Source organism: Gryllotalpicola sp. CP2-P1 (assembly GCF_057512245.1).
Genome location: NZ_JBLRDT010000111.1, coordinates 1 through 8977 on the forward strand (window position 1 = coordinate 1; position 8977 = coordinate 8977).

The 8977-nt window shown below is 70.5% G+C and carries 8 protein-coding genes and 1 pseudogene; 3 read left to right on the forward strand and 6 right to left on the reverse strand.

From position 1 onward, the window contains the following. The 3 genes and pseudogenes from ACM2XV_RS09680 to galU form a co-directional block, all read right to left on the reverse strand. Window positions 1-343, reverse strand: a pseudogene (locus ACM2XV_RS09680) (hypothetical protein); the annotation flags it as partial. A 51-nt stretch (window positions 344-394) separates the two neighbouring features. Beyond that, entirely contained in the window at window positions 395-1051 is a 657-nt protein-coding gene (locus ACM2XV_RS09685; RefSeq protein ID WP_344773522.1) for a GNAT family N-acetyltransferase, read from the reverse strand. A gap of 35 nt (window positions 1052-1086) precedes the next feature. After that, window positions 1087-2052, reverse strand: coding sequence for a UTP--glucose-1-phosphate uridylyltransferase GalU (gene galU / locus ACM2XV_RS09690; protein WP_344773524.1), 966 nt, complete (start codon window positions 2050-2052; stop codon window positions 1087-1089). Between the two features lie 39 nt (window positions 2053-2091). On the opposite strand from galU, the gene ACM2XV_RS09695 reads away from it, so the two are divergent. From ACM2XV_RS09695 to mscL, 3 genes are read left to right on the forward strand one after another with little or no spacing between them, the layout of a single operon-like run. Then, on the forward strand, window positions 2092-2709 hold the full coding sequence (locus ACM2XV_RS09695; RefSeq protein ID WP_344773526.1) for a 5-formyltetrahydrofolate cyclo-ligase: 618 nt from the start codon (window positions 2092-2094) through the stop codon (window positions 2707-2709). 46 nt (window positions 2710-2755) lie between these two features. Next, the gene (locus ACM2XV_RS09700; RefSeq protein ID WP_344773528.1) at window positions 2756-3013 is read left to right on the forward strand and encodes an FmdB family zinc ribbon protein; all 258 of its coding nucleotides are present in this window, start codon (window positions 2756-2758) and stop codon (window positions 3011-3013) included. 58 nt (window positions 3014-3071) lie between these two features. Next, window positions 3072-3548, forward strand: coding sequence for a large conductance mechanosensitive channel protein MscL (mscL, locus tag ACM2XV_RS09705; RefSeq protein WP_487026780.1), 477 nt, complete (start codon window positions 3072-3074; stop codon window positions 3546-3548). A 28-nt stretch (window positions 3549-3576) separates the two neighbouring features. Here the strand turns inward: mscL and ACM2XV_RS09710 are convergent, their stop codons facing one another. The 3 genes from ACM2XV_RS09710 to ACM2XV_RS09720 form a co-directional block, all read right to left on the reverse strand. Further along, the gene (locus ACM2XV_RS09710; protein WP_487026781.1) at window positions 3577-3717 is read right to left on the reverse strand and encodes a hypothetical protein; all 141 of its coding nucleotides are present in this window, start codon (window positions 3715-3717) and stop codon (window positions 3577-3579) included. A 335-nt stretch (window positions 3718-4052) separates the two neighbouring features. Then, on the reverse strand, window positions 4053-7772 hold the full coding sequence (locus ACM2XV_RS09715) for a DEAD/DEAH box helicase (RefSeq protein WP_487026782.1): 3720 nt from the start codon (window positions 7770-7772) through the stop codon (window positions 4053-4055). Window positions 7773-7892: 120 nt separating this feature from the next. Beyond that, the coding region (locus tag ACM2XV_RS09720) for an aminotransferase-like domain-containing protein (RefSeq protein ID WP_487026783.1) at window positions 7893-8977 on the reverse strand (1085 nt) is incomplete at its 5' end.

An 8977-nucleotide genomic window follows, 5' to 3' on the forward strand; every position in this document is an offset into this window, starting at 1 on the left:
GCGCCTCCGCCTCGGCGGCCGCCTTCTTCTCGGCCAGCAGCTGCGCCTCGGCGCGAGCGGCGAGCGCGGCGCGCTCCTTCGCCTCGGCGACGGCGCGCTGCTGAACCTTCCGAAGCGCCTTCTGCGTCTCCGCGATGTCGCGTGCGGTGGCCTCCACGTGGATCTCCTCCGGAACCTCGGCTGCCTCGGCGAGGATGCGCAGCGTCTGCTGCAACCGGACGGCATTTCGCTCGGTCGCCATGTATTCGCGGCGTCGCAGCCACGTCGGTATCAGGTAGGCGAGCCAGAGCGCCGCGGCCAGCGCCACGACGACGCCTCCCCCGAGCAGGTTCCCGTCCGCCATGGGGCGATGGTATGGGCGATCTCGCGCCCGACCGGGCAAATTACACGCGTGTCATTTGATCACGGGAAGTTGCTGCAGCGCGGCCCGCACGTCGGCCTCTGGGCGCACAGCGTTGAGCGCAGGCACCGCGCCGTCCTTCCAGCGCCGCAGCACGCCCTGGCGCACCTCTTCGACGACCAGCGCGAAGCAGAAGTGGTCGCGCCAGTCGCCGTTGATGTGGATGTACCGGCGCCGGAGCCCCTCGTAGCGGAACCCGAGCTTCTCGACCACGCGCAGCGACGGCTTGTTCTCGGGGCGGATGCAGATCTCGATGCGGTGCAGCCCGAGCTGGAAGAAGCAGTAGTCGGTCACGAGCGCCACCGAGATGGGGGTGATGTTCTTGCCCGCGAAGCGCTCGGAGACCCAGTAGCCGATCGTCGCGCTCGAGAGTGAGCCGTAGGTGATCGACGAGACGTTCAGCTGCCCGGCGAGCTCGCCCTCGTATTCCATGAGGAAGGGCAGGCCATGGCCCGCGCGCGCGTTCGAGAGCAGAGCCCGGATGCTCGCCCGGGTGTCGAAACCGCCCGAGCCGTGCGGATTCGTCGCCTCCCACTGGCGCAGCCAGCCGCGGTTGTCGAGCAGCTCGCGCTCGAGCGACCTCGCGTCGCGCACGCGAGCCGGCCGCACCGTGATGGGGCCGTCCGTCAGCGTCGGCAGAAACAAGGCCATGCCGACCAGATTATCCGGCCCGCGGTGATCGCCCCCTATGCGCTGTGGATGATCGGAATGGTGCCCGTGCTCGGGTCGGGCAGCACCTCGCTCGCGGGGATCTGCTCGGGCAGCGTCGAGGCGTACTCGATGAGCCAGTGCCGGAACTCGGGGCCGAGGTCCTCGCGGTCGGCGGCGATGCGCACGATCGACTTGAGGTAGTCGAGCCGGTCCCCCGTGTCGTAGCGGCGGCCGCGGAACACGACGCCGTACACGCCGCCCATCCAGTCGGGCCCCTCGGCGATCGTCTGCAGCGCGTCGGTCAGCTGGATCTCGCCGCCCTTGCCCGGCTCGGTGTGCTCGAGGATGTTGAAGATCTCGGGCCGCAGCACGTAGCGGCCGATGATCGCGTAGTTGCTCGGCGCGTCCTCGGCCTTGGGCTTCTCGACGAGGCCCGTGATCTTGACGACGTCGGGGTCGTCGGTGGTCTCGACCGCGGCGGCACCGTAGAGGTGGATCTGGCTGGGGTCGACCTCGAGCAGCGCGACCACGGTGGTGTGCCGGGTCTCGGCCACGTTCAGCATCTTGGTCAGCAGCGGGTCTCGCTGGTCGATGATGTCGTCGCCGAGCAGCACGGCGAAGGACTCGTTGCCGACGTGCGGGCGGGCCCGCAGCACGGCGTGGCCCAGGCCCTTCGGGTCGCCCTGGCGCACGTAGTGGACGTCGGCGAGCTCTGTCGAGAAGTTGACCTTGCGCAGCTTGTCGGCGTCGCCCTTCTTCTCGAGGGATGCCTCGAGCTCGGCCGCCCGGTCGAAGTGGTTCTCGAGCGCGTTCTTGTTGCGGCCCGTCACGAGCAGCACGTCGTGGAGCCCGGAGTCCACCGCCTCTTGGACCACGTACTGGATGGCCGGGGTGTCGACCACCGGCAGCATCTCCTTCGGCATCGCCTTGGTCGCGGGCAGGAACCTCGTTCCAAGACCCGCTGCGGGAATGACGGCTTTCGTGATCGAGGACTTCGCCATGTTCTCAGCGTACAGATCGCCACTCCCTAAAATGTCGGCATGCCCGCAGACGAGATCGCGAATCAGAAGCGCGCCCTGCGTGCCGAGCTGCGGGAACGCCGCCGCAACAAGCCCTTCGTCACCGTCGAGCGCGAGACGGAGCAGCTCACGCAGCGCCTCGAGGCGCTCGTCACGAGCATGGGCGCGACATCCCTCTCCGCCTATCTCTCCGCGACGTCCGAGCCGAACACGCGCCCGTTCTTGAATTGGGCGCGGGATGCCGGCATCCGCACGCTCTTGCCCATCTCGCGCCTCGACGGGCTGCTCGACTGGACGACCGGCGACGGCGAGACCGAGATCGTCAGCCACCTCGGCTGGCCGGAGGCGGCCGGCGAGCTGCTCGGGCCGATGGCCATCAACGACGTCGACGTGATCCTGGTTCCGGCCGCCTCGGTCGACCTGAGCGGCATGCGGCTCGGCTGGGGCAAGGGGTATTTCGACAAGATGCTCGGCAGCATGGGAAAATGTCCCCCGGTATTTGCCGTGCTGTTCGACGACGAACTGGTTGACGAGGTACCCCGCGAACGGCACGATGAGCCGGTCGACGGGGTCGTGACCCCGAGCCGCATCGTGCCGCTGTCGAAGCGCGCGAAGGGTCTGGGCCTTCCCGAGTCCTGAGCCTGCTGTCGTCGGTGAGCTGCGCGGCTCGAGAACGCGAGGAACCATGCCCACCTACTCCTATAAGTGCACAGAATGCGGCCACGCCTTCGACGTCGTGCAGTCGATCAGCGACAGCGCCTTGACCGCGTGCCCGAACTGCGGCGGCAAGCTGCGCAAGGTCTTCGGCCTGACGGGCGTCACCTTCAACGGCTCGGGCTTCTATCGCACCGACTCGCGCAGCGGCTCTGCCGGGGGCGCGGCGGGGCCGTCGTCGGGCTCGGGCAGCGCGTCCTCCGGCGGGTCGAGCTCGAGCGGGTCCTAATATGCAGGTGAACGCTCAGGATTCTCGTCGAGCGCAGGCGGTTCGCGAAGGGGGCAAAGTGCTCAAGGGCTTCAGAGATTTCATCATGCGCGGCAACGTCATCGACCTTGCCGTCGCGGTCGTCATCGGTGCTGCGTTCACCGCTGTCGTGACCGCCATCGTCACCGGCATCATCAACCCGCTGATCAGCGCGGTGTTCAACGCCGACAGCCTCGACAACGCGCTGAAGGTCGGAATCCCGACCGTCGGTGGCGAGAAGTCGTTCCTGCTATTCGGCTCGGTCATCGGGGCCGTGATCAGCTTCCTCGCCGTCGCCGCCGTCGTGTACTTCGTGATGGTGCTGCCGATGAACCACTTCAAGGACCGGCTGGATGCCCGCAAGAAGGCCGGCCAGCCCGACGAGCCCCCGGCGCCGACCGACGTCGAGCTGCTCGCCGAGATCCGCGACCTGCTCAAGGCGCAGCAGGCGGCCTCCGCCGCGGTTGCGGCACCGTCGAGCTCCGGCGCGCACGCCGCCGATCAGCCGCCGCAGTAGTCGGCTTCCGTCGAACGTGCCCCCGTGCTCACCAGTGCGGGGGCACGTCGCGTTTCAGCCGCTCATCGTTCGAGTCGCCGCCGTCGCGCTCTGAACGCTCCTCGGGCGCCTCGACCCGCGGCGGCAGCGCGGGCGCCGGGTCGGAGCCGGGCGCCGGCGGAGTCGTCACCCGACGATGGGAACGCCGTCGAGGCATCCGTTCTTCGTCCTCGCTCATCCCGTCAATTCTCGCGCAGGTGCGCGTGCGCCTCGGGCGACGACGGCGCTGCGCCGGGGATGCCTGCTCCGCGCACTTGAACGAGAGAACCATTCTTGGCCCCAAGGGAAACCTTGGTTCTCCCCGCGAACCAATGTCACCGCGCGCAAACCAATGGTGCCGCTGTCGAACCGTTGGTTCTATGGCTCGCAGAAATGGTTCGCTCGTTCAAGTGTTTCGGAACATACCCCGACAGCCGGCGGCTCGGCAGCCAGACAGACAGACAGACGCGCAGCGAGCCCGCCGCGCTACGGCAGGTCGAGCGGCGTCGTCTCGGCGTTCTGCGAGGGCGCTGCGCCGATGAGGCGGGCGACGCGGCCCGCGATCGCCTCGGGGTCGGCGAACAGCTCGAAGCTGTGCACGCGCAGGTAATGCCAGCCGAGGCGGCGCAGCAGCTCCGGCCGCAGGCGCAGCGACTCGCGCAACGAGCCGTGCCCGACGATCTGGTCGGTCTCGACCACGACAGCCTTGCCGTGATACGACGCGACCAGCGGAAGGGCTCCGCGATAGCCCAGCCGCACCGACAGGCCGCGCCGTTCGAGACGCACGCGCAGGTCGACGAGCAGGGGCTCGGTCGTCTCGGGGGCGTCCGGCAGCGAGGCATCCATATCGGCCGCCTCGCCGAGCACGTGCGACAGCGCGACCACGCCGTGCGGCAGGCGGCTGTCGTCGACGTCGTCGGGGCGGAAGCACGAGACGATGTCCATCGAGCGGCGCGCACGGGTGAGACCGACCGCGAGCAGGCGCTCGCCACCGGGCGCCGCGAGGGGCCCGAAGTTCGACAGCAGCCGCCCGTGCGGCGTGCGGCCGTAGCCGACCGAGAAGATCACACGGTCGCGGCTCTGCGCGGTCGCCTGCTCGAGCGTGACGACCGTGAACGGCTCGGCGCGATCGGCGAGCACGAAGTCGGCGAGCTCTTGCCGGGTCTGGAACGCGCGGATCACCGCCTGGTTGACCCGCACGGCATGGCGGTTCGAGGCGGTGATCACCATGAGCGACTCACGCGGCCGGTTCACGGCGTGGTCGATGACCAGCTCGACGACCTTGGCCACCTCGGCGTCGACGGACTCCACCGCGCCCGTCTCGGGGTCGGGCAGCCCGAAGCCCTCCTTGACCACGTGCAGGTTGAGCGAGCCGTGGCCCAGATAGGTGCCCGCCCACGGCAGCGCCTCGATCTTCCCGCCGTAGAAGCGGCGGTTGACGAGCTCGGCGAGGTCGTCGCCACCGGCGCGATACGACCGCGTCAGCGTGAAGACGGGCAGCAGCTCGGAGAGCTGGGCGAGGGTGGAGCTCGTGTGCAGCGCGTCGACGTCGTGCGCGACGACGGGGCTCGCGGCGGCATCCGCCCTCACCGCCGTCTCGAACGGCGACGGCGTCTGCGTCACCGGGTCGCCGAACGCGACCAGCTGACGGGCTCGGCGGATGGCCCCGATGTTCTCGGGCAGGGTGCAGGCTCCGGCATCCACCAGGAAGACCGCATCGAAGTCGAGGGAGTCAGGAAGCTTGCCGACCTCGTAGGGCGACACCAGCCAGACGGGCGCGAGCGCACGCGAGAGGCGCGGCGCGGCGCGGGTGACCGCCTCGGGCGTGGCCTTGTCGGCGCGCAGCAGCTGCTTGAGGGCGCTCGCCTCATCGGGGTTGTCGATGACCCCGATCCGCCACGCCTCGGCGAGCTGCCAGGCGAGGTTGCGGCCCTGAGCGCCGGCGTGCGCCTCGTCGACGAGGCGGAAGTCGGCCTCGAGCCGGTCGAGCACGCCGGTGTTCCCGCCGAGCAGCGCCTTGTCGGTCGTCAGCAGGTGCTCGAGCACGGACTGCCACCAGGCGAGCTCGAGTTCGGCCGAGATCTGGGATTCGCCGACATGGCGGCTCGACAGGTCGGCGAGCAGCGGGTCGAGGTTCACCTCGCGCAGCTGCGCGACCAACTGGGTGCGCTCCTGCAGATTGGCGAGCACCTCGCTCTCGGCGGCCAGCCCGGCGATCTGGTAGCTGAGCTGCGCGAGCGGCAGCACGGTGAGCGAGGCCGGCGTGCCGGCACGCGCGAGCGGACCGTCGAGGCTCGCGAGATCGGAGGCCACGCGCTGGTAGGCCACCTGCACATCGGCGATCCCGACGGGCACGGCCGGCGGAGCGCCCGCCTCGGCGAAGCGGTTCCACAGCGTGCGCTGCTGCTGGATCTTGAGCAGGCTCTCGTGCAGGTCTGAGACGTGGACGCCGGGGCGCACGTACTCGAGCGCGAGCTTGCGCAGTCGCCGCCGGTCGCCGTTGCTCATGCCCGCATCGCGCCGCCCCGAGACGGCGGTGATCAGCTCGGTGAGCGGGCGGTCGAAGACGCTCGGCTGGAAGCGGTCGAGGGTCTCGCGCAGATCGGCGAGGAGGCGCAGGTACACCCCCAGCTCGGCGATGTTCTCGAAAGGCCGCAGCTTGGTCGTCGCGATGAGCTTCTGCGCGCGGTCGATGAGGCGCGGCAGCTCGATCGAGTTGAGCTTCTTCGCAAGCTCGTGCGCAGCCTCGCCGTCGGCGGGCGTGCGGAACTGGGCGCCGTACCAGGGGGAATCCCCCGGGCCGTATTTGAACTCGCCGAGGCGCGCGGCCTTGATCAGCGTCTGCGCGGCTTCCTTGCGGCGATGGGCGATCGCGACCAGCGAGTCGTAGTCGAGCCGGGCCGTCGTCGACGGCGGCGTCGGAAGCAGGGCGAGGTTCGCGACCTCTTCGAGTGCGTCGAGCATGCTGACGCCGAGCTCGGGATGCGTGCTCGTGAGGGCGCCGCGGTAGTCGAGCAGCACCTTGCGCAGGCGCACGAGGGCGTCGTCGACGTCGGCCACCCGGGGCTGCTCGGCCTTCTCGTTCCGGCCGATCGAGGCGATGAGATCGCGGCGCAGGGTGTCGGGCCGCACCGCGACGCCGCCGAGACCGACGTGCGCAAGGCGGGCGGCGATGCCGTCGAAGCTCGAGCGACGCGGGCTCGCGACGAGCACGCGCTTGTTCTGCGCGATCAGGGCGCCGAGCGCGTTGACGATCGTCTGCGTGCCGCCCGTGCCGGGCAGCGTCTTGACGATGATCGAGTTCCCCGCGGCGATCTGCGCGACCACGGCGTCCTGCTCTTCGTCGGCGTCGAGCAGCAGGTTGTCGACGGCGGGCGGTCGCGCGTCCTGGCCGACCACCTGCGCGGGGCTGTACGAGCTCTCGACCTGGTGGTGCGCCGCCTGGTTGCCTGCGAGCGCGTCGAGCACGGGGTGGCCGAGCCGCGCGGCATCGGCGGTCATCGTGCCGGCGACATCGGCGAAGCTCGAGACGACGAGCCGCGGCTGCACCTGGAACCAGGCGAGCTGGGCTGTGAGGGCGCGCAGGCGGTCGATGACCGGCTGGGGTTTGAAGGCGCCGTTGGCGAGAGCCAGGCCGACGAGCTCGTCGGGGTCCAGCCGGATGCCGAACTGCTCGCCCAGCGCGCGGGCGAGCTCGGGGTTGAGGAACGGCTTGCCGCGCAGCTTCAGCTCGAAGTCGCGGCCGTAGCGGCGAATCGCGAGCGGCCGCAGCAGCACCGGGGCGAGGTACTCGTCGAGGCCGTTGCGCCAGGCGGCGAGCCCGATCGCGAGGTGCACGCCCTCGATGCCGCGCACGCTGCGCAGCTCGATGCCCTTCTCAGTGATCGCGCCGGCCGCGAGGCGCGCGTTGCGCAGCGCGATGTCGTCGCGAATGAGGCTCGACAGCAGCGTTCGCTCACCCGTGATGAACGTCGGCATGCCGCCTGGGTGGGCGGAACCCAGGTCGATGCGGGTGCGCGGCTCGTCGCGGAAGTGCAGCAGCGGCGACGGACCACCGATGTTGGCGAGCTCCTCGCGCCACTTCGACCAGGCGTGCTCGGCGACATTGCCGACCTGGACGCTCGGGTCCCCCGTGGTCAGCTGGTGCGGAGTCGCACCCTGCTGGGCCGGCGGATTGAGGGCGTGGTCGGGCTCAGAATCGGTCATCGCGCCACCCGGCGCGGTCTTCCTCTCGATGCCCCACACGCGGCCCACCCTAGGGTGCGGGCCCGGGGAATCCCGGGATTTCCCGCTGGGTTTCGCGCCATTTCCTGCCGTTTTCGAGGCTCACGCGAGCGCGAGCTCTGCGACGATTCCGTCGAGCGCGCGAGCGAGGGCGGATGCGGGCACCGCGCCGTACCCCAGGACGAGACCGTGCGTGACGAGACCGCTGCCCTCGACGACGTAGAACCCGAGCGGGACGACCACGACGCCGCGCCGACGGATGCCGGCGACGACGGCGTCTTCCGGCCGGCCGTCGCCCCACTGAACGGTGGCGTGCAGACCGCCGGCGAGAGCGCCCGCCGTCACTCCGGGCAGCGCAGCGAAGGCATCGGCCACCATCGCCCGCTTGTGAGCGTAGTCGCGCCGGACGCGCGCGACGTGCCGCCGCAGCGCGCCGCTGTTCATCAGCCAGGCGATCGCGTGCTGTGTCGGACTCGCGACGACCGCGCCGCGGGCCGAGCGGCCGGCGCGCACGCGCTCGGCCGCCGCGCCACCCTCGGGCACCACGACGTAGCCGCACCGCAGCTGGGGGTTCAGCACCTTCGAGAGGCTGCCGATGTGCAGCACGACGCCCGCCGTGTCGATGGCCGCGAGCGCGGGCAGGGGCGAGCCGTGGTGGCGGAACTCGCTGTCGTAGTCGTCCTCGATGACGACGACGCCTTCCGCGGCGGCCCACTCGAGCAGTTCGTGCCGGCGTCCGATGGGCATGACGGCGCCCATGGGGTACTGATGACTCGGGGTCACCGAGACGGCGCTGAGCCGTGCCCGGCCGTGCGCCGCTCGCAGCTCGTCGAGCCGCAGGCCGTGCTCGTCGAGGCCCACCGGAACGAGACGCGCGCCGGCCGCCGCGAGCGCCTGTCGGCCGCTGCGGTAGCCGGGGTTCTCGACGGCGATGCGTGCCCCGGGGCCGAGCGCCTCGGCGATCAGCGAGAGGCTCTCGGCGGTTCCCGCCGTGACGATGACGCGCCCCTCCGTCGGTGCGAAGCCGCGACTGAAACCCAGCTGCTTGGCGATCTCGAGGCGCAGTTCGGGCTCGCCGAAGCGGTCGGGGTAGCTGTCGCGCAACGGGACCGCGGCCGCGTGCCGCCAGGCGGCGCGCCAGTCTCGCTCTGAGATCGCCCTGACGGCGGGAACGCCGGGGGTCAGAT